Annotated in this window: 17 protein-coding genes and 2 pseudogenes; 9 read left to right on the top strand and 10 right to left on the bottom strand. The window is 64.5% G+C overall.

What is annotated here, in order from left to right; all coding sequences use genetic code 11:
- Positions 1–33: 33 nt before the first annotated feature.
- The 4 genes and pseudogenes from ACVJ19_RS25605 to ACVJ19_RS25590 all read right to left on the bottom strand — a co-directional run.
- Complete coding sequence (locus ACVJ19_RS25605; protein WP_453951883.1) at positions 34–672, bottom strand: YjbE family putative metal transport protein; 639 nt, start codon at positions 670–672, stop codon at positions 34–36.
- On the bottom strand, positions 669–1,031 hold the full coding sequence (locus ACVJ19_RS25600; RefSeq protein ID WP_453951882.1) for a hypothetical protein: 363 nt from the start codon (positions 1,029–1,031) through the stop codon (positions 669–671). The genes ACVJ19_RS25605 and ACVJ19_RS25600 overlap by 4 nt, the downstream gene beginning before the upstream one ends.
- A gap of 2 nt (positions 1,032–1,033) precedes the next feature.
- Positions 1,034–1,489, bottom strand: coding sequence for a TerB family tellurite resistance protein (locus tag ACVJ19_RS25595; protein WP_453951881.1), 456 nt, complete (start codon positions 1,487–1,489; stop codon positions 1,034–1,036).
- Between the two features lie 434 nt (positions 1,490–1,923).
- Positions 1,924–2,022, bottom strand: a pseudogene (locus tag ACVJ19_RS25590) (nuclear transport factor 2 family protein); the annotation flags it as partial.
- Positions 2,023–2,182: 160 nt separating this feature from the next.
- On the opposite strand from ACVJ19_RS25590, the gene ACVJ19_RS25585 reads away from it, so the two are divergent.
- Both ACVJ19_RS25585 and ACVJ19_RS25580 read left to right on the top strand, forming a co-directional pair.
- The gene (locus ACVJ19_RS25585; protein ID WP_453951880.1) at positions 2,183–2,368 is read left to right on the top strand and encodes a hypothetical protein; all 186 of its coding nucleotides are present in this window, start codon (positions 2,183–2,185) and stop codon (positions 2,366–2,368) included.
- A gap of 342 nt (positions 2,369–2,710) precedes the next feature.
- The gene (locus tag ACVJ19_RS25580) at positions 2,711–3,850 is read left to right on the top strand and encodes a hypothetical protein (protein ID WP_453951879.1); all 1,140 of its coding nucleotides are present in this window, start codon (positions 2,711–2,713) and stop codon (positions 3,848–3,850) included.
- A gap of 162 nt (positions 3,851–4,012) precedes the next feature.
- Here the strand turns inward: ACVJ19_RS25580 and gor are convergent, their stop codons facing one another.
- The 3 genes from gor to rpiA form a co-directional block, all read right to left on the bottom strand.
- Entirely contained in the window at positions 4,013–5,401 is a 1,389-nt protein-coding gene (gor, locus tag ACVJ19_RS25575) for a glutathione-disulfide reductase (protein WP_453951878.1), read from the bottom strand.
- Between the two features lie 132 nt (positions 5,402–5,533).
- On the bottom strand, positions 5,534–6,085 hold the full coding sequence (locus ACVJ19_RS25570) for a DUF2059 domain-containing protein (protein WP_453951877.1): 552 nt from the start codon (positions 6,083–6,085) through the stop codon (positions 5,534–5,536).
- A gap of 11 nt (positions 6,086–6,096) precedes the next feature.
- Positions 6,097–6,801 carry a ribose-5-phosphate isomerase RpiA gene (rpiA, locus tag ACVJ19_RS25565; RefSeq protein ID WP_453951876.1) on the bottom strand — a complete coding sequence of 235 codons (705 nt, stop codon included), beginning with the start codon at positions 6,799–6,801 and terminating at the stop codon, positions 6,097–6,099.
- A gap of 164 nt (positions 6,802–6,965) precedes the next feature.
- Between rpiA and ACVJ19_RS25560 the strand changes: the two genes are divergently transcribed.
- The 3 genes from ACVJ19_RS25560 to moaA all read left to right on the top strand — a co-directional run bounded on the left by ACVJ19_RS25560 (position 6,966) and on the right by moaA (position 9,443).
- Entirely contained in the window at positions 6,966–7,655 is a 690-nt protein-coding gene (locus tag ACVJ19_RS25560) for an HAD family hydrolase (protein WP_453951875.1), read from the top strand.
- A gap of 156 nt (positions 7,656–7,811) precedes the next feature.
- Positions 7,812–8,300: a hypothetical protein gene (locus ACVJ19_RS25555; RefSeq protein ID WP_453951874.1), complete on the top strand. Its 489-nt coding sequence runs from the start codon at positions 7,812–7,814 to the stop codon at positions 8,298–8,300.
- A 108-nt stretch (positions 8,301–8,408) separates the two neighbouring features.
- On the top strand, positions 8,409–9,443 hold the full coding sequence (gene moaA, locus ACVJ19_RS25550) for a GTP 3',8-cyclase MoaA (protein ID WP_453951873.1): 1,035 nt from the start codon (positions 8,409–8,411) through the stop codon (positions 9,441–9,443).
- A 173-nt stretch (positions 9,444–9,616) separates the two neighbouring features.
- Here the strand turns inward: moaA and ACVJ19_RS25545 are convergent, their stop codons facing one another.
- The 3 genes and pseudogenes from ACVJ19_RS25545 to ACVJ19_RS25535 all read right to left on the bottom strand — a co-directional run bounded on the left by ACVJ19_RS25545 (position 9,617) and on the right by ACVJ19_RS25535 (position 14,426).
- Entirely contained in the window at positions 9,617–11,866 is a 2,250-nt protein-coding gene (locus ACVJ19_RS25545) for an ABC transporter substrate-binding protein (protein ID WP_453951872.1), read from the bottom strand.
- 148 nt (positions 11,867–12,014) lie between these two features.
- Positions 12,015–13,545 (bottom strand): annotated as a pseudogene (locus tag ACVJ19_RS25540) (aldehyde dehydrogenase family protein).
- 8 nt (positions 13,546–13,553) lie between these two features.
- On the bottom strand, positions 13,554–14,426 hold the full coding sequence (locus ACVJ19_RS25535) for an NAD(P)-dependent oxidoreductase (protein WP_453951870.1): 873 nt from the start codon (positions 14,424–14,426) through the stop codon (positions 13,554–13,556).
- Positions 14,427–14,533: 107 nt separating this feature from the next.
- On the opposite strand from ACVJ19_RS25535, the gene ACVJ19_RS25530 reads away from it, so the two are divergent.
- The 4 genes from ACVJ19_RS25530 (at position 14,534) to ACVJ19_RS25515 (ending at position 19,265) form a co-directional block, all read left to right on the top strand.
- A complete protein-coding gene (locus ACVJ19_RS25530) occupies positions 14,534–15,457 on the top strand; it encodes a LysR family transcriptional regulator (RefSeq protein WP_453951869.1) in 924 nt (307 codons plus the stop codon).
- Positions 15,458–15,730: 273 nt separating this feature from the next.
- Positions 15,731–16,270, top strand: coding sequence for a TRAP transporter small permease subunit (locus ACVJ19_RS25525; protein ID WP_145831530.1), 540 nt, complete (start codon positions 15,731–15,733; stop codon positions 16,268–16,270).
- On the top strand, positions 16,267–17,868 hold the full coding sequence (locus tag ACVJ19_RS25520) for a TRAP transporter large permease (RefSeq protein WP_453951868.1): 1,602 nt from the start codon (positions 16,267–16,269) through the stop codon (positions 17,866–17,868). The genes ACVJ19_RS25525 and ACVJ19_RS25520 overlap by 4 nt, the downstream gene beginning before the upstream one ends.
- Before the next feature lie 107 nt (positions 17,869–17,975).
- Entirely contained in the window at positions 17,976–19,265 is a 1,290-nt protein-coding gene (locus ACVJ19_RS25515) for a M20/M25/M40 family metallo-hydrolase (protein WP_453951867.1), read from the top strand.
- Positions 19,266–19,276: the final 11 nt, after the last annotated feature.

Raw genomic sequence — 19,276 nt, 5'->3', positions numbered from 1 at the left:
GAGGCAGGAAGCGTCGCCTCAGAAGAATTGCGCTCAGAGACTTGCGATGACCGGCGCAAGCTCGAGCGAGCCGCGATATATCATCTCGAAGGCGACGTAAATGATGATGGCAAGACCGACATAGGCGATCCAGCGCTGCTTCTGGAGCACGCGGCCGAGCAGGTCAGCGGCAACGCCCATCATCGCGACCGACAACAACAGGCCGAAGGCCAGGATGTAGGGATGCTCGCGCGCGGCGCCCGCGACCGCGAGCACGTTGTCCAGCGACATCGAGACGTCGGCGGCGACGATCTGCACCGCGGCCTGGCCGAAGGTCTTGTGCGGTACAGGCGCAGCATCCGCGGCGCCGCGATGGCTGAACGCGAGCTGGTTGGAGTGCGCGGCCTGCTCGCGAATCTCGCGCCACATCTTCCAGCACACCCAGAGCAGCAGCACGCCGCCGGCGAGCAGAAGGCCGATCACCTGCAGAAGCTGGGTCGCGATGCCGGCAAAGGCGATGCGCAGCGCGGTTGCAGCGGCAATGCCGACGATGATGGCGCGACGGCGCTGCGCGGCCGGAAGGCCGGCGGCGGCAAGGCCGATGACGACGGCGTTGTCGCCGGCAAGCACGAGGTCGATCAGGACGACTTGAAGCAGCGCACTCAGCGCGTCGGCGGTGATGAATTCAGTCATGGTTGATCATTTTTCGGTGTAGACGGATCGAGCCAATGCGGCTTGCGCCGCTCGATCCAGTCGAAGACCTTTGAACGGGAGGAGCGCAGCGTCGGCACGTCCTCGGCGAGCAGCGCAAGGCCAAGCGGCAGCATCCAGACGCCGAGCACCGGCAGGAAGGAGAGCACGCCGCCGACGACGAGCAGCGCGCCCGAGGGGATCCGCACCCAGCGGCTGGAGGGCTTGAGCAGATAGGTGACGGTGTCGCCCATGCGCGGCGGCAGGCGGTGGACGAGCTTGTCGAGGCGCGGATCACCGCCAGCCATCTGGCTAGCCGCGCCCTCGATCCCGGTCGTATGCTCGTCCGATGCCGTGCTCATGCTCACTCCTTTGGGGCGGTGCTCACCGCATCCGGCCCGACCTGCTTTGCCCGCGGCAGCACCAGCGTCAAAAGCCGCAGCAGCTTGATTGCCTGCACTTCATGGGGATGCACGTCCTCGTCGGCGGCCGCGACGCGCTCCGACAACTCCATCAGATGCGATGAAAGCGGCATGTTCGAAACCGGCCGCAACGTGTCGATCACCACGTTGGCAAAGTCCGGCTCCTCCAATCGTTCCGCCAGCTCGTCGAACATTGACAGCAGCCGCTCATCGCTGATGTGCGGCGCCAATCCGCGATCCCTGATGAAGCGGATCACCTCGTCGCGCTCGACCGGCGAGACGCGGCGGTCGGCGACCGCGACCAGCGCGCCGGCAATGACCAGCGCCACCGCGGCCTGCTCGTTCAGGCTGGACGGTTCGGTGATCTCGGTCGGATTTGAGAATTTGGCGTCAGACATCGTTGCTCCTCGTTTTGCGCGAATGGCCGCGCGGAGCTGCGATGGGAACGGCGGGTCGGAGGAACTCGAGAAGGCCCGACAGTCGGCCGATCCATCGCATTCGCGCGGGACAGGTCATCCGACATCGCGAGGTTTGCCGACATCTGTCGGCGTCCTCGCCAGAGGGGCCCGGATTCTTGTTCGCTCAGAAATAAAGATGGGTCTGTCGGAATCAAGGCGACGTGACTGCGACCAGCCGCCGCATCGGTTCCGTGTTACCATGTTTGGTTAAGCAGTTGCGGACTTACGCACCTGATCACATCCTCGCTGTCATCGCCCGCGCAGGCGGGCGATCCAGTACTCCGAGACGTCCGTGATTATCGAGACGCCGCGGCGTACTGGATTCCCCGCCTCCGCGGGGAATGACAGCGGAGTGCGGAGCACGCAGCTCGCTCCCGCTCGACGAGATGCGCACGGGATGCTGACAGATCGCACCGCTCACCGAAATATTGCGTTTCCCGCGCGACCAATCCGTCACGGAATTCCATGATGCTCGGACGACACAACGACGACATCGCAACCGTGTCACGATGGATCGCTACGATCTCAGAAACGAGCGCTCCGATGGAGCGCAGCGCGCCTGCGCCGTCATAGCGCCCGCGCAAGCTTCGGTAGCGAAAAGGTCGTCCTGAGTTCGAGATCGTGGAGAATCGCATGCACAGCATCACCTCCTGCACCGGCTGCGGCCATGCGCTTGTCCCGATGCTGACGGCCAAGGGCCGCGTGGAGCTGAGCTGCCTCTGGTGCGAAGGCATCGACGCGCGTGCGCTGGACATGGCGAAGTGGGCGGACAGCCCGTCCGGCAAGCCCGAGCGCACCGTCCGTCAGTCATTCGAATGAGCCCGAAGGCTGAGCCGCCGGCATTTGCCGGTCCCGCGACCTGCACGACTGCATGGCCTTTGCAGGACATGCCGACAAATTAGACAAAATGCGTCCCTCGACCGGACTTGCGGGTTTTGCGAACGGGCCCCGCAGGCTGGCGAACCGCGTGATCTAACCTCAGGTGCAACCTCGATTTTTCTCTCGCCGCGCGAAGCCGCAGAGCCCGCGCGCTGCGCCGCACGCCGACTGGCCCAAAATTCGCAAGACATCGTCACGCCGGATTCCCTGCCCTCCCACGACAAGGAGCAGCAAGATGCGTGCGCCCAGCTCCGGGATGACGGCCTCACATCGGAGAATGCCATGAACGTGCATGCTGCGGGCGATCTCAAATTCACCGGGCTCACCCGCCCGAACGGCTCACCGCTTCGCCTGAATGACAGGGATTTCGTCGCGATCGACCGCGACAAGAATGCGAAATACGAGGCGACCTACCGGCCGCAGGCGCTCTATAACCGCGCCAACGAGGGCTTTCACGCCAACAACGAAACCTTCCTGCTGCACGAAGTCGCGACCAACCTGCCGATCTACCGCCCGGATACCGGCCCTACCGATTTCCACCTTCATCTTCCGCCGGGCGGCTTTCAGCTCGTGCTGGTCACATCGGGCGCATTCACCTTCGACTATGACGGGCGCTGGTACAATGTCGGCCCCGGCGCGGTGATGCTGCAAAGCGCGATCGTGCATCGCCAGCTGTTCTACACATGGTCGGGCCTGTCGACCGAAGAGAACCTGAAGACGCCGCAGACGGTGGTGCCCGACCCGATCTCGATGGGCTATTCCGGCAAATTCCTCGAAGCCTTCATCACCGATCCCACCACCTTTCCGAACCCGACCATCGTCGGCCCGGACCAGATCAACGAAGACGAAACGCCACGCGTGGCCTGGAGCCATCCGCTGCATGACCGCCCGGCCAATGCCGGCTTCTGGCTTCAGGACCCCCTGGCGCTGGACGCGCTGTTCAAGCCGCTCACCGATGGCTCTGTCAAATCGGCCATGCCGGTTTACGTGCGCGATATCGGCATCGAGATTCCGAGCGGGCATCTCGTCACCGGCCACATCATCGCGACCGACCCGCGTGGCCACGCACTCTTGCCGAAGAGCACGTCTGCCACAGCGGACGCGACCTGTTTTGCCAAGGGCGAGGTCGTGATCTACCGCGTCATTCGCGGCACGGCGGAGTTCAGGAAGAAGTCCGGCGAGAGCTTCGAGCTTTCCGCCGGCGACGTGGTGACGGCGGGCAAGGAGTCCATCAGCCTCATCGGCGTCGGCGAGAACACCCAGGTCCTCCGCCTCGGCCTGCTCAAGGGCATGAACGAGCTTCGCAGCTGGACCCCGACACAGCGCGACGAGATCGACGGCCTCGCCGGTCAGATCATCACCCATAAGGACGTCCGTCCCCTGCGAACCGAAGGCAAGCCGGTCGGATATCTGTACGGATAGGCGCGCATCTCGTTTGCTGCCATCCTTCGAGACGCTCGGCTGCGGCGGGCCCTCAGGATGAGGTCGCGTTTTGCGGCGAAATCTTAGACCCTCATGGTGAGGAGCCCGCCACAGCGGGCGTCTCGAACCATGCAGGCCGAGTTCGTCCGGCGGACGATAGCCCTACTCCGCCGCCTGACGCACGTGGCGCGCGGTCGGGGTGCGCATCGTAACGAGCTCTTCGGCCGCGGTCGGATGCAGCGCGATGGTCGCGTCGAAATCCGCCTTGGTCGCCTTCATCTTCACCGCGATCGCCACAGCTTGCGTGACCTCGGCGGCGCAATCGCCGACGATGTGGCAGCCGAGCACGCGATCGGTCACGCCGTCGACAACAAGCTTCATCAGCACGCGGGTGTCGCGGCCGGACATCGTCGCCTTGATGGGGCGGAACGTCGTCTTGTAGATGTCGACATGGCTGAACTGCGCGCGCGCCTCGGTTTCCGTCAGACCAACCGTGCCGACCTCCGGCTGCGAGAACACGGCCGTCGGGATGTTGGCGTGATCCACCTGCACCTCGCGCTTGCCGAACACGGTGTCGGCGAAGGCATGGCCCTCGCGGATCGCGACCGGCGTCAGGTTGAAGCGGTGAGTGACATCGCCGATGGCATAGATGCTGTCGACCGAGCTCCTGGAGAAATGATCGACCGCGATGCCGCCATTCTTCGGATTGATCGCGACGCCGGCGTTCTCCAGACCGAGATTGGCGACATTGGGATGGCGGCCGATCGCGAACATCACCTGGTCCGAGGCGATGCTGGAGCCGTTCGACAGATGGGTGGTGAAGTCCTCCCCGTGGCGGTCGACCTTGGTCACCGTGCAGCCGGTGAGAATGGTGATGCCCTGCTTCTCCATCTCGGCTCGCACATGCGTGCGGACGTCCTCGTCAAAACCGCGCAGGATGTTGTCGCCGCGATAGATCACGGTGACGTCGGAGCCGAAGCCGGCAAAAATGCCGGCGAATTCCAGCGCGATGTAGCCGCCGCCCTGGATCACGATCCGCTTCGGCAGCCTCGCAAGATGGAATGCCTCGTTGGACGAGATCACGTGCTCGATGCCGGGAATCGCGGCGCCGTGGTTGGGCGCACCGCCGGTGGCGATCAGGATGTACTTCGCCCTGATCTTGCGGTCGTTCTCGAGCAGGCGGACAGTGTGCTTGTCCTCGATCACCGCACGGCTCTTGACGATCTGCGCGCCCGACTTCTCGACATTCGTCGTGTAGGCCGCTTCCAGCCGCGCGATCTCCTTGTCCTTGTTGGCGATCAGCGTCGCCCAGTCGAAGCTCATGGACGGAATGGTCCAGCCGAATCCGGCGGCGTCCTCGATCTCGTGACGGACATGCGAGCCGATCACGAACAGCTTCTTGGGCACGCAGCCGCGAATCACGCAGGTGCCGCCCATGCGGTACTCTTCCGCGATCATCACACGGGCGCCGTGACCGGCCGCGATGCGGGCGGCACGCACGCCGCCCGAGCCGCCACCGATGACGAAGAGGTCGACGTCGAATTCAGCCATTGTCCACTCCGACCTCTTCTTTCAGCGCATGATCCGGAGAAGTGTGCAGCGGTTCTCCAACAGGATCATGCGCAAATAACGAGCCTGAAGCGCGATGACGCGCTTCAGGGATCTCTGACTAGATAGGTACTGTCAGATTTCCTTGCCACGCTTGCGCATCTCGGCGCGGAAGGCCCCCATCACGGTCTCGGAGAAGTTCTGGGCCCAGGAGTTCATGAAGGCCATGCTCAGCCCGATGGCGCGCGGCTCGGCGTCGATCAGCTTCTTGCCCAGCGGCGATTTGTAGAAGGTGACGAGCTCCTTCAGCTCCTGCTCGGTGAACTCGCTGGCATAGATCTGCGCCATGCCTTCGCCGATCTCGTTCTGCCGGCCCTGGAGCTGCTGGGCCACGATCGGGGCAACCTCGGCGAGGTCCTTCTGGTAGTTGAGGTTCTGCTGGGTCAGCGCGATCTTGGTCTTCTCGACGAGGCCCGGCACGGCGCCTTGATACATCGCCGTGGCGTTCTTGATCTGCAGGATCTCCTTGGCCGCGGCAATCGCCGCCGGCGAGGCCTTCGGCTGGGCCGGCGCGGCGGCCGCCTTGGGCTGGGCCGGGGCCGCCTGCTGCGCAATCGCCGGGACCGCCGAGACGGCCAGGCCAGCAGCAAGGGTCGCGGCCGGCAACAATTTCAAAACGCTCTTCATTCCTAGTCTCCTTAGGGCTTTCGCCGTTCAATCACGCGGATTCCCTCGCCGCCCGCCAGAACGGCCGAGCTGGCCAAGTCGATGAACAATCCATGCTCGACCACGCCGGGAATCGCGCTCAAAGCCTTGGCGAGGCTCGCGGGATCCGCGATCCGTCCGAGCTGGGCATCGACGATCCAGTGGCCGCCGTCGGTGACGAAAACGTGGCCGTCTTTGGCCTTGCGGACCGCCATTTGCCCGGAAACGCCGCAGTCCGCAAATGCCTTCTCGATCGCGCGGCGCGTCGCGCCAAGCCCGAACGGGATGACCTCGACCGGGAGCGGAAACTTGCCGAGCGTCGGCACCCATTTGCTGTCGTCGGCAATCACGATCATGCGATCCGAGGCAGCCGCCACGATCTTCTCGCGCAGCAGCGCACCGCCGCCGCCCTTGATCAAATTGAGCTCAGGATCGATCTCGTCCGCGCCGTCAACGGTGATGTCGAGATGGTCGATCTCATCCAGCGTGGTCAGCTTCACGCCGCAACGCTCCGCGTCAGCGCGCGTCGCCTCGGAGGTCGGCACGCCGATCACCTTGAGCCCGGCAGCCACCCGCTCGCCGAGCAGCTCGACGAAATGCTTTGCGGTCGAGCCGGTGCCGAGCCCGAGCTGCATGCCGTCACGCACCTCTTCCAGCGCACGCGCCGCCGCCTGCCGCTTCAACTGGTCCATGTTCAATTTTGCGCCCGCCTCTGGCTTGAGAGTGCCGCCGGTATAGCCGCTTGCGGCGGCCTATGTAGCCTCGTTTTCCCCGCGGGAACAGACCTCTGGACCAATCTTATAAGGTGAACTTATGCCTTCGGCCCTTGCGCCGATCCGGCCGGCCCGATAGCGCTTGGCCCATGACCTCGCCCTCCACGACCGCCCCCTACACCCTCGTCTTCGATCTCGACGGCACGCTTGTGGATACGGCGCCCGACCTGATCACCGCGCTGAACTACGTGCTCGACCGCGAAGGCCTGCCGCCGGTCCCGATGCAATCGGCCCGCAACATGATCGGCGCCGGCGCCCGCAAGCTGATCGAGCGGGGGTTGGAGGCCGAGGGCCGCACCGTCAGCCTCGCCGACATGGACCGGATGACGGCGGATTTCATCGCCTATTACGCCGAACATATTGCGGTCGAATCCCGGCCCTTCGAGGGGCTCGAGGCGGCACTCGATCATTTCGCGGCGCAAGGCCATCGCCTCGCGGTCTGCACCAACAAGCTGGAATGGTTGTCCAAGCGGCTGCTCGACCAGCTCGACCTCAGTCGCCGCTTCGCGGCGATCTGCGGCGCCGACACTTTTGGTGTCCAGAAGCCCGATCCGACGATTTTCCGGGAAACGGTGGCGCGGGCCGGCGGGGATGTGAAGGCCAGCATCATGGTCGGCGACGCCGGGACCGACGTCGGGGTGGCCCGGCGGGCCGGGGTTCCCGTGATCGGGGTCAGCTTCGGCTACACGGACGTGCCGATCGCCGAGCTGAAGCCGGACCGGCTGATCCATCACATGCGCGACCTGCCGGCGGCCGCAAGCAGTCTGATGACCGCCTAGAGTTCGGCAAGCCCCTGAAATCCCAGCAAAAAGCCGAAGATGCCCCGCATTAACCAACTATTAACTATGCGCGGCGCGCCGGTTGCCTGCCCTCGGCGACGCCCCTAAGGTCCGCCCGGGGATGTGGCGGTTCGTCGCAGTCAAAGTGGGTGGTTCATGCGTCGTGTGATCGCGATTGCGCTAGCGGGGGCGAGCCTCCTGGCGGCAACAAGTCTTGGCGGCTGTTCCTCGATGTCCTGGGACATGTTCAAATCGGCGCCGCCGACCGTCCAGGTCCGGCTAGAATCCAATCCGCCCGGCGCTGACGCCTCGACCTCGCTCGGTCCGGGCTGCAAGACCCCCTGCTCGGTCTCGGTTCCCGCCCCGGACGCGCCGTTCACGGTCGCCTTCGCGCTGCCCAAGTACCAGCCCGCGAGCGTGCCGGTGAATGTGATCAAGAATCCCGGGGATTTCACCACGCCCGCCGCGGTCACCACCGACCCCAATCCGGTGTTTGCGGAGCTCCAGCCGGCCACCCCGCCGAAACCCGTCCGCAAGCCGCACCGGCCGAAGAAGCCGAAGCCGGCCGCGACCGCCGCGGCGCCGGCCGACGCTGCGCCCGCAGCCGGCTCGCCGTTCCCCGATCCGAACGCAGGCAAGCGCTGAGTTACGTATACCACCCGATTGTCCTAGCCGCGTCCGATGCTTAGATTGCTTCCAGAGCACCGCTGAAGCAAAGGTGCGCCCGTCGCCGTAAGTGACAAGGCATTTGGTATGAACGGATCTTCTGCGAATCCCCGCGCCGCGCTGTCGAGCGCGATGACCGATCCGTTCGGACGGACGATCACTTACCTGCGCGTTTCCGTCACCGACCGCTGCGACCTGCGCTGCTTCTACTGCATGTCGGAAGACATGACGTTCCTGCCCAAGGCCGACCTGCTGACGCTGGAGGAACTCGACCGGCTCTGCTCGGCCTTCATCGCCAAGGGCGTGAAGAAGCTGCGACTCACCGGCGGCGAACCCTTGGTCCGCCGCAACGTGATGTCGCTGGTGCGCTCGCTGTCGCGGCATCTCCAGAGCGGCGCTCTGAACGAGCTGACGCTGACCACCAACGGCACGCAGCTGGCAAAACATGCCCGGGAGCTCGCCGATTGCGGCGTCCGCCGCATCAACGTCTCGCTCGACACGCTCGACCCCCAGAAGTTTCGCGAGATCACCCGCTGGGGCGAGATCGACAAGGTGCTGGAAGGCATCGAGGCCGCGCGGGCCGCAGGGCTCGCCGTGAAGATCAACGCGGTCGCGCTGAAGAACCTCAACGAGGACGAGCTTCCCTCACTGATGCGCTGGGCCCACGGCAAGGGCATGGGACTGACCTTGATCGAGGTGATGCCGATGGGCGAGATCGGCTCGGGCCGTATCGACCAGTACCTGCCGCTGTCGCTGGTGCGCGCGCGCCTCGCCCAGCAGTTCACCATGACGGATCTTGCCGAGTCCACCGGCGGTCCGGCGCGCTATGTCAGCGTCGCCGAGACCGGCGGCAAGCTCGGCTTCATCACGCCGATGACCCATAATTTCTGTGAATCCTGCAACCGGGTGCGCATCACCTGCACGGGGACGCTGCACACCTGCCTCGGCCACGAGGACGCCTCGGACCTGCGCAAGCCTCTGCGCGCGTCTGATGACGATGAGCTGCTGGCCGCTACGATCGACCGCGCCATCGGGCTGAAGCCCAAGGGCCACGATTTCATCATCGACCGCCGCCACAACCGCCCCAGCGTCTCCAGGCACATGAGCGTCACGGGCGGCTGAAGCATGATCCGGCGCCGGAGGGCCGCGTTAGCGCGTCTAGCAGACCGATGTCCGGTCATCCCCCGAGAGCGGCGAAGAGCGGACATTCTCTGAAGTCGCAGATGGGCCAGATCCGGACTGATGCTGCGAATTTCAAGAAGGTGTGGCGCACCGGCGAGGTATCAACGCGTGCCTCACAAGGCATAACGCCGGTAGAGCACGACGATGACAGCGAGCACCGTCCCGGCATAAATGACCTGCGCTGCGTGATCCAGAACAACAGCGGCGCGCTTTCGGCCGGTGGCCCGAAGTTTTTCATGTTTGTAGCCCGCCAACATCGTCATCAGGCATAGTACAAAGAAAATGTAGAACATCTCCTCGACCACCACCGTGTATCCGACATCGCCGATCTGGCTGCTCACCGCTACGAGCAGCACCGCGCTCGCCAGGATCGAGGTCACTGGGATCGTCACGCGTTCACGAAACATGGTTTCGGGAAAGAACAGCGTCGCGAATACGACGAGCACGAGCAGGAACATCGGCAGCAGGTTCTTCAGCATGTAGATGGAGGAGCTGCGGCGCAGCACGATGGTCGCATCGAATCCTGCGAATTCCGTCATTGCCTCGGCATCGAACAAAGACGCCTTGCCGAGCGTCGATCCGCTGGACATGGATTCGACGAAATAGTTCAGTCCGAGAAATCGCCAGAGCGGAAGTCCGGAATAGGCCCCGTCCTCGGCCCGCGAGCTTCCGTCGTCGGCAAGGCGCAAGCCGAACCGATCGATGACATAGGTGATGAGTTCCCGCCGCTGTTCCGTGTTCTGGAAATGCAGACGCAATTCCTGCGTGTCGAACGGATAATCATGGAGATCGAAACGGGCCTTGAAATCGCCGTTGATGCGATAGAGCCGATAGCTCAGGCCGTCTTCCTGTCCAGCCTGAATCGGCCGAGCTGCATCGAACGCCCCGCGATCCAGCAAGGCCGGGAATTCGACGTGCGTCTGCGCCTCATCGTCGCCAGCGAACCGCATCCAGAGATAGAAGTCGACGTTGAACGAATTTTGCTTCACGTCGATCCGACTGACGCGAATGATGTCGATGCCGGTATAAACGACGCGTTGAATCCAATAGCGCCGTCCCTCGAACGCGATGACATGGCCCTTCTCCCGTTCGGCGTCGAGGTCGATTCCATCCGGCTGATCGATGCGCACGAGTTGCAGCGGCGCCGTGACGAACCGGCCGTAACGGAAGAAACCCATTCGGATCGGGCGCGGAATGTCGCGGTTCGCGTTGAAATAGAGCCGCCCCGTCAGCCCGACGACCGCCGATTTCGGACTGTTGATCGCGGCCAGTGCGAGGCGCACCCGGTCGCGATCCGCAACCTTGCTGTCGGATGGTTTCTGAATCCCCTGCCCCATAAACCGGCGATGTACGGCAGCTCGTCTCAGCGCGTCGATCATCAGGCGCGCGGCGTCATACGAGCCACCGCCAACCCAGCTTGGGGAGGTTCCCGCTCTCGCTTTGTAGCCGGCGGCGAAAGCCTGCGCCGCCACGCCGGCGCTGTCGAAAATCAGCGACGATGCCGCATACAGATTCTCACTGAAGAAACCCGGACGCGTTTGTTCCTCGGGCTCGTTGACGAAATTTCTCAAATAGCTTTCGCGGCCCGCGCCCTGAGTTGTGATGATCGTCCCCTTGATGCCGCGGCGACGCAGCGCCTTGACGATGTCTGCGATATAGTCGGCTGCCGCGCCGACGACGATGACACCGGGACCGGGCTCCTGCGTGGCAGCGTCCAGCACCTCATCCATCGATCGGATCTGACCGGCTGCGACGTCCAGTCCGAACACACGCAACTGCTCCGCCGGATAGGCCGCCGCAAATCCACGCTCAAAACTCTTGCCGTAGGAATCGCGCGTGTGAACAAGACGGACTCTTGGCTCCTTCATCACGGCGCGCAGATGTTCCGCGATCGAGCGCGCCTGTGCGGAGACCGGCGACAGCGCACGGAAATAGTAATCATTGGTGGATGTCAGATCGTCGGCAGCCGCGCTTCCCGTGAGCGCAGGAATCCGCGCATTCTTATATGCCGGCGCTGCCGCGAGCGATGCGGAGCTGAGATAATGGCCGAGCACAGCGACGCATGGGCTGTCGGCGATCGCCTGCGCATTCGCGCGCGCCACGGCTGGATCGCTTGCGTCGTCGAACAGAACGAGTTCAATCGGCCGTCCGTTGACGCCACCCTTGGCGTTCACTTCGTCGATAGCAAGCTGCATCGCGATCAGGCTTTCCGTCCCAGCCGGGGCGGATGGGCCAGAGAGCGAATTGGCGAACGCGATGCGAATAGGCTCCGGGCGAGTCCAGAGGATGGCGGCCCAGGCGACGCCGAGCACCAGGGCGACGCCCGCAACAACGGCAAGCCACATGATAAGCCGCTGCTTCATCGTCGATCCTCGCATCGGTCGGCATAAGCCGAGATTCTCCAGATCGAGGCCTCAGTCAGGTGGAGATTGCAGCCGCTGAGAGCGTTTTTCAAGCCTGCCCGATCGCCCCCGGCAAGATCTACGACCGCTCAAACAATAGCCTAAAGCCTTACTCCCGAATCCCCAGCGCGTAGCCGAAGCCCACAGCCGGCTCGGCCGCTGTCTCGACCCAGACGCTCTTGACCTGCGTGTACTCGAAGAGTGTCTCGACCCCGCTCGAACGGCCGTAGCCGCTCATGCCGAAGCCGCCGAAGGGCGATGCGACGTTGATGGTCTTGTAGGAGTTGATCCAGAACGTCCCCGCCCCTGACTTGCGCGGCGACCCGATGTGCGCGCCCGACGTCGCTCGTCCAGACCGCACCTGCGAGACCAAAATCGCTGTCATTGGCGAGCGCGATCGCTTCCTCCTCGGAATCGAACGGGATCGCGGCGACGACAGGCCCGAAGATCTCGTCGCGGGCCACCGCCATGTTGTTGCTGACGTCGCGCAGCACAGTCGGCGCGACGAAGAAGCCGCCTCGCCCCGTGCTGCCGTCGCTGCCGGTCGCAAGCGTGGCGCCTTCCGCGAGGCCCTGCTTCACCATGCTGAGCACGCGGGCGTATTGCCGGGCATTGTTGATCGGCCCGACCTCGGTCTCCGCCGCATCGGGCGCGCCGACCTTCAGCTTCGCAGCACCGTCGGCGACCATCCTGACGAAGCGATCATAGACCGAGCGCTCGACCAGCAGCCGCGAGCCGGCAACGCAGCTCTGGCCGGCGCCGGCGAAGATCGCCGCCTGCGCACCGATGGCCGCGCGTGCAAGATCGGCATCGGCGAACACGATGTTCGCAGACTTCCCACCGAGTTCGAGCACGCAAGGCAACAGCCGCTTGGCTGCAGCTTCTGCGATGAGCCTACCGGTCGGCACTGACCCGACGAACACGACTTTCTTCACCGCCGGCTGGCCGAGCGCGGCCTGCCCCGTCGTGTGGCCGTGGCCTGCGAGCACGTTGACGAGCCCGACCGGCAACCCGGCCTGCTCGGCGAGATGCGCCAGCGCCATTGAGGTGAGCGGCGTCAGCTCCGACGGTTTCAGCAGCACGCCGTTGCCCATCGCAATGGCGGGTGCGACCTGCCAGCCGCAGGTGAAGATTGGCGCATTCCAGGGCGTGATCTGGAGCACGACGCCAACGGCTTCGCGCCGCGTGTAGTTGAGATGGCTCGACGGCACCGGGATCACGTCGCCATGGAATTTGTCGGCCCAGCCAGCATAGTACTCGAACATCTCGGCGACCTTGGCGACCTCGACGCGCGTATCGCGGATCGGCTTGCCGGCCGAGAGCGACTCAAGGCGCGCCAGCTCCTCAGCCTTTCCCTGAATGGCCCGCGCGATCGCCTGCATGACGCGTCCGCGGGCCGCGCCGGTGAGCCGCGACCAGCCGGCTTGCGCTGTACTGGCGGCCGCAGCCGCCTCGGCAACGACCGCCTCGCCGGCATCACGATAGGCATAGAGCGGCGCGCCGGTTGCGGGATCATCAACCGTGATGACCTCGCCCGCTCCGAGAGCGATACGGCCCGCCACGTGAGAACCGATCGCCGTGCAATCGGGCCAGAACGGCGCGAGGGCATCGCGCAGCCGCGTTTCGATGAAGGAGGTCATGGTGTCACTCACATCCTGCCGAGCTGAGTCTCGACGATCCTGTTGAAGTCTTCGCCGTCACCGATTGAGGCGGCGCTTTCCGACCAGATCCGCGCGGCCTCCCCCGCGATCGGCAAGTCGAGCGCGAGCTCGCCGATGAGCTGGCTCGCCAGGCGCACGTCCTTGCGCATCAGCTTCATGGTGAAACCGGAATCGAACGCGCCGTTCAGCACCCAGGTCGGCAGATTGACTTGCGTGACGCCGGACCGGCCCGAGCCGGCATTGAGGCCTTCGAGCAGTCGGGCCGGATCGACCTCGGACGCGCGCGCGATCCGCATCGCCTCGGCAGCGGTCAGCAGATGGGCCGCACACAGCAGATTGTTGATGATCTTGCAGACATGCCCGGCTCCGACCGATCCGACATGGACGCGCTTCGCACTCATGTCGGCAAGGACCGGCTCGACCGCGGCCACATCGGCATCCGCACCGCCGATCACCATGGTCATGGTGGCGGTGATGGCGCCCTTCGGGCCTCCGCTGACCGGCGCGTCGACCATGGACATGCCATGCGCGGCGAGCGCCGCGGCAAGCCGGCGGGTCGTCTCGGGATGGGATGTCGAGGTGTCGACCACGCGCAGGCCGGGTCGCGCATGGGTGATGATTCCGCCCTTGCCGGCCACGACGGCATCGACGATCTCGGCGGTCGGCAGCGAGAGGATGAGCAGATCGGCGCGGGCGCAAAGCGGCCCGACACTCTCGAACACCGCAACACCTCCCGATGCGAGCGCGCCGCGCGCCTGTTCCGAGGCGTCGGTCCCGAGCACCTCATGCCCGGCCCGCATCAGCGAGAGCGCCATGCCGCGCCCCATATTCCCGAGCCCAACGACGCCGACGACCGCCATGTCCTGTCCCTCATCCTGCGAGTGCCCGCAAAACCATAGGGATCCGGGCCTGGACTGGGCATCAGCGGCGCAGTTGCTTAATGTTGCCTCATAGGCAACACTTCGGCATGAGCAATGCACTCGACGAGAACCGGCTTCGCTATCTGTTCGAGGCCGTGCGCTACGGTGCCGTCCGCGCTGCGGCCGACGCGCTCGGGGTGAACCCGTCGGTGGTCAGCCGGCAGATCGCCCTCCTGGAACGGGAGCTCGATGCCGCCCTGCTTGATCGCCACAGCCGCGGCGTGCGGCCGACCGAGGCCGGCGAGCTCCTGATCGCGCATTATCGCCGCCACACCGTGGACCGCGACGACACCCTCGCCCGCTTGCGGGAACTCCAGGGGCTGCACCGCGGTCACATCGACCTCGTGCTCGGCGAAGGCTTCGTCGCTGATTTCATGGGCGGCGCGCTCGGCGAGTTCTGGCGCAAGCATCCACGGTTGACCATTTCGCTGGAACTCGCCGGCACCAGCGAGGTCATTCGCGCCATTGCCGACGACCGCTGCCATATCGGGCTCGTCTATCATCCGCCTCAGGATCCGCGAATCCGCTCCTGCGCCGCCATCCGGCAGCCGATCTGCCTGATCGCGCGCCCCGACCATCCGCTTGCGAAGCTCCGCCACCCGGTCAAGCTACGGGAGATTGCCAGGCACACGCTTGGGATCATGCATGCGGGTTACGGCACGCGTCAGTTGCTCGCGATGGCCGAAACGTCCGAGAAGATCGGTCTCTCGCCGAAGCTGACCACGACCTCGATCAGCATCTTGAGAGATTTCGTCCGCTCCGACCTTGGCGTGACCCTGCTACCGGCGTTTTCAGTGGCCGCGGACCTCGAGGACGGATCGCTGGTCGCCCGCCCCGTCGACAATGTGCTGCTCTCCTCGGCAGAAGCCCACATCATCACCCGGTTGGGCCGCGAGCTGCCGAACGCGGCCAGCCAGTTGCTCAGATTCCTGATCGGCCGGATGAAGGCCTTCCAGGCCGGCCGCCGCTAACCTAAGCTTTTGACCACGCGTCAATTTGTCCATTTTCCGATTGACGGCAGGTGAAGCCGCTGGTTTGGTGCGACCGCCTTTGCTTGCCCGGCAGCAATAAGCCGGCCCGCCCGTTGGCGGTCGCGGTCAAGACGGCAAGGCACGAGGGGAGGACTGACGCCGCAACGCATTTCGGAAAACGAGCCCTGCGGTCGCGTGCTTTTCGCATGCGGACCGAGCGATGCGTGCTGATGCTGCTCCCGTGAAGTTAGACCGCGACGGAGAAAAAATAAGATGCGTCCATTGCTGGCGGTGAGCAACGCCATCGACCTTCTCAATGAGAAGATCGGCTACGTCTGTAACCTCCTGGTGCTTCTGTCCTGCCTGGTCAGTGCGGCCAACGCCATGATCCGCTACGCCTTCAGCTACTCCTCCAACGGCTGGCTGGAGATGCAATGGTACATGTTCGCGATCCTGGTGATGTTCGGCGCGTCCTACACCTTCAAGCGCAACGAGCACGTCCGGGTCGAGATCTTCTATCTGCTGCTGTCCGAGCGCGGTCAGCTCCTGCTCGACCTGATCGGCACGCTGTTCTTCCTCATCCCCGCCTGCCTCCTGCTCGCCTATCTGTCCTGGCCGTTCTTCATGCAGGCCTATGACGTCGGCGAGATGTCCGGCAATGCCGGCGGCCTGATCCGCTGGCCGATCAAGTTCGTGATTCCCGCCGGCTTCGTCCTGCTGGCGCTCCAAGGTGTTTCCGAAGTCATCAAGCGCATCGCGGCTCTCCAGGGCTATGTGACGATCGACGCCAAGTACGAGAGGCCGACCCAATGATTACGCTGGAAATGATGCCGCCGCTGATGTTCGGCGGCCTGGTTCTGGCGATGCTGATCGGCTTCCCGGTTGCGTTCACGCTTGCCGCGGTCGGCCTGTCCTTCGGCTTCCTCGCCATCCATCTCGGCTTCTTCGACCTCAACTTCCTCCAGGCGATTCCCGGCCGCGTGTTCGGCAGCGTGCTCTCCAACGAGCTGCTGCTCGCGATCCCGTTCTTCACCTTCATGGGCGCGATATTGGAGCGATGCGGGCTCGCTGAAGACATGCTGGATTCGATGGGCCAGCTGTTCGGCCCGGTTCGCGGCGGCCTCGGCTATTCCGTGATCATCGTCGGCTTCATCCTCGGCGCGATCACCGGCACGGTGGCGGCGCAGGTGATCGCCATGGCGCTGATCTCGATGCCGGTGATGATCCGCTACGGCTACAACATGCGCTACATCACCGGCGTGCTGGCTGCCTCCGGCACCATCACGCAGCTGGTGCCGCCCTCGCTGGTGCTGATCGTGCTCGCCGACCAGCTCGGCAAGTCCGTCGGCGACATGTATCTCGGCGCCTGGGGCCCCTCGGTGTTCCAGATCATGCTGTTCGCCGGCTACACCTTCATTCTCGGTCTGATCAAGCCGGGCCACGTGCCCCCGGTGCCGAAGGAGGCCCGCACGCTGACCGGCTGGGCGCTGTGGAAGAAATGCCTGATGGGCATCATCCCCTCGGCCGTGCTGATCTTCGTCGTGCTCGGCACCATGATGATGGGCCTCGCGACGCCGACGGAAGCCGGCGCGATGGGCGCGGTCGGCGCCATCGTGCTCGCCGCGATCCACCACAAGGACTTCACCTCGAACGATCGCAAGGTGCTGGCCGCAGGCCTGATCGCCGCCGGCATCGGCACCATTGTCGCGATCCTGTACAGCGAGAACTTGATCTTCAAGCTCGCCTTCGCGGTGACCTATCTCGCGGTGGCATGGATCTGCTTCCAGGCCGCGCGCATTCCCGACCTGCGCGACCTCATCAAGCAGGGCTACGAGTCCACCATGCGCCTCACCTGCATGGTTACCTTCATCCTGATCGGCTCGACCTGCTTCTCGGTGGTGTTCCTCGGCGTCTCCGGCGGCGTCTGGCTCGAGCATCTCCTGACCTCGCTGCCCGGCGGCGTCTGGGGCTTCCTGATCTTCATCAACCTCTTCATCTTCTTCCTGGCGTTCTTCCTCGACTTCTTCGAGATCGCCTTCATCATCCTGCCGATGATCGCGCCGATCGCGCAGAAGATCCTCGCCCCGGTGGTGGGACCGGACGCGGCGCTGATCTGGTTCGGCGTGATGCTGTGCGTGAACATGCAGACCTCGTTCCTGCATCCGCCGTTCGGCTTCGCGCTGTTCTACCTGCGCGGCGTGGCGCCGAAGGAAGTGAAGAGCTCCGACATCTATTGGGGCGCGATGCCCTGGATCGGCCTGCAGATGATCATGGTGCTGCTGGTGATCATCTTCCCGTCCGTGGTGACGGGCCTGCTCGACAAGCCGCTCAACGTCGATCTCGACAAGGTCAAGATCGAGGTCCCGCAGATCGAGCTGCCGCCGCTGGATCTGGGCCCGCCGCAGAAGTAAGTGCGCTCTTTCTTCTCCCGCAAGGGAGAGGGAAGAACCCCGACGCGTGACAAGCGCCGCGAACACAGGCATACCGGGCCCATCCTTCAACCGATGGACCGCCGCGCATGCCCCGATCGCACCCTGTTCCCTCGCTCGTCGCTCCGTTGATCGCCTCGCTGTGGCTGGCATGTGCCGCCACTGTCACGCACGCCGAGCCGGCGGCGGACGTCCACGCGCTGGCACAGAAGGAGCAGCAGCCGCTGCTCGACACGCTGCGCGATCTCGTTAGCATCGAATCCGGCAGCAGGGACATCGACGGCCTGAACCAGATCGCCGGACGGGTGGCCGACCAGCTCAGACAGCTCGGCGGCACTGTGGAGATCCTGCAGCCCACCGACATCTATCGCCTCGACGACACGCCCGAGAAGATCGGTCCGGCCGTGCACGCCGTGTTCAAGGGCACCGGCAGCAGGAAGATCATGCTGATCGCCCATATGGACACGGTGTACCTGAAGGGCATGCTGAAGGACCAGCCGTTCCGCATCGACGGTGACAAGGCCTATGGCCTCGGCATTGCCGACGACAAGCAGGGCGTCGCGCTCATTCTCCACACCGTGGCGATGCTGCAGAAACTGAACTTCAGGGAATACGGCACGCTCACGGTGCTCACCAATGGCGACGAGGAGATCTCCTCGCCTGGCTGGCGCAGCACCATCACAAAATTCGCCTCGGATCAGGACGTGGTGTTCTCGTTCGAAGGCGGCGGCACCGACGGCACGCTGCGGCTCGCCACCAGCGGGATCGGCTCGGCCTATCTTTCGGTGATCGGCAAGTCGTCGCATGCCGGCGCAAGGCCCGAGGGCGGCATCAACGCACTCTACGAGCTCTCGCACCAGGTGCTTCAGATGAAGGACCTGTCCAAGCCCGAGCAAGGCCTGAAGCTGAACTGGACCGTCTCCAAGTCCGGCACCAACCGCAACGTGATCCCGGCCGAAGCCACGGCCCAGGCCGATGCGCGCGCGCTCAAGGTCTCGGATTTCGACGAGCTGGAGAAGGCACTTCAGGACAAGATCAAAAATCGCCTGCTGCCCGACTCCAAGGTCGAACTGAAATTCGAGGTGCGTCGCCCGCCGCTCGAGGCCAACGACGCTTCGCGCCGCGTGGCGGCCTACGGCAAGACGATCTATCAGGAACTCGGAATGCCCCTCAAGGTCGACGAGAAGGCGACCGGCGGCGGCACCGACGCCGCCTTTGCCGCGCTCAAGACCAAGGGCGCGGTGGTCGAAGGCATGGGCCTCTCGGGCTTCGGCGCGCATTCCAACGATGCCGAATATGTGAAGCTCGACACCATCGTGCCGCGTCTTTACCTGACCACGCGCATGATCATGGACTTGTCCAACGGCAAGGTGAAATAATCCTCTCGCCG

Source organism: Bradyrhizobium sp. USDA 376 (assembly GCF_054063675.1).
Note: the sequence above shows the minus strand (reverse complement) of the source record. Positions and strands in the feature narration are given on the sequence as shown.

Bases quoted from the DNA above. Each gene is read 5' to 3' on its own strand.
- gor (WP_453951878.1), bottom strand. From the start codon at position 5,401: ATGGCTGAATTCGACGTCGACCTCTTCGTCATCGGTGGCGGCTCGGGC.
- ACVJ19_RS25530 (WP_453951869.1), top strand. From the start codon at position 14,534: ATGAGCAATGCACTCGACGAGAACCGGCTTCGCTATCTGTTCGAGGCC.
- ACVJ19_RS25525 (WP_145831530.1), top strand. From the start codon at position 15,731: ATGCGTCCATTGCTGGCGGTGAGCAACGCCATCGACCTTCTCAATGAG.
- ACVJ19_RS25560 (WP_453951875.1), top strand. From the start codon at position 6,966: ATGACCTCGCCCTCCACGACCGCCCCCTACACCCTCGTCTTCGATCTC.
- ACVJ19_RS25545 (WP_453951872.1), bottom strand. From the start codon at position 11,866: ATGAAGCAGCGGCTTATCATGTGGCTTGCCGTTGTTGCGGGCGTCGCC.
- ACVJ19_RS25600 (WP_453951882.1), bottom strand. From the start codon at position 1,031: ATGAGCACGGCATCGGACGAGCATACGACCGGGATCGAGGGCGCGGCT.
- ACVJ19_RS25585 (WP_453951880.1), top strand. From the start codon at position 2,183: ATGCACAGCATCACCTCCTGCACCGGCTGCGGCCATGCGCTTGTCCCG.
- ACVJ19_RS25570 (WP_453951877.1), bottom strand. From the start codon at position 6,085: ATGAAGAGCGTTTTGAAATTGTTGCCGGCCGCGACCCTTGCTGCTGGC.
- ACVJ19_RS25535 (WP_453951870.1), bottom strand. From the start codon at position 14,426: ATGGCGGTCGTCGGCGTCGTTGGGCTCGGGAATATGGGGCGCGGCATG.
- ACVJ19_RS25515 (WP_453951867.1), top strand. From the start codon at position 17,976: ATGCCCCGATCGCACCCTGTTCCCTCGCTCGTCGCTCCGTTGATCGCC.
- ACVJ19_RS25555 (WP_453951874.1), top strand. From the start codon at position 7,812: ATGCGTCGTGTGATCGCGATTGCGCTAGCGGGGGCGAGCCTCCTGGCG.
- ACVJ19_RS25595 (WP_453951881.1), bottom strand. From the start codon at position 1,489: ATGTCTGACGCCAAATTCTCAAATCCGACCGAGATCACCGAACCGTCC.
- ACVJ19_RS25520 (WP_453951868.1), top strand. From the start codon at position 16,267: ATGATTACGCTGGAAATGATGCCGCCGCTGATGTTCGGCGGCCTGGTT.
- ACVJ19_RS25580 (WP_453951879.1), top strand. From the start codon at position 2,711: ATGAACGTGCATGCTGCGGGCGATCTCAAATTCACCGGGCTCACCCGC.
- ACVJ19_RS25605 (WP_453951883.1), bottom strand. From the start codon at position 672: ATGACTGAATTCATCACCGCCGACGCGCTGAGTGCGCTGCTTCAAGTC.
- moaA (WP_453951873.1), top strand. From the start codon at position 8,409: ATGAACGGATCTTCTGCGAATCCCCGCGCCGCGCTGTCGAGCGCGATG.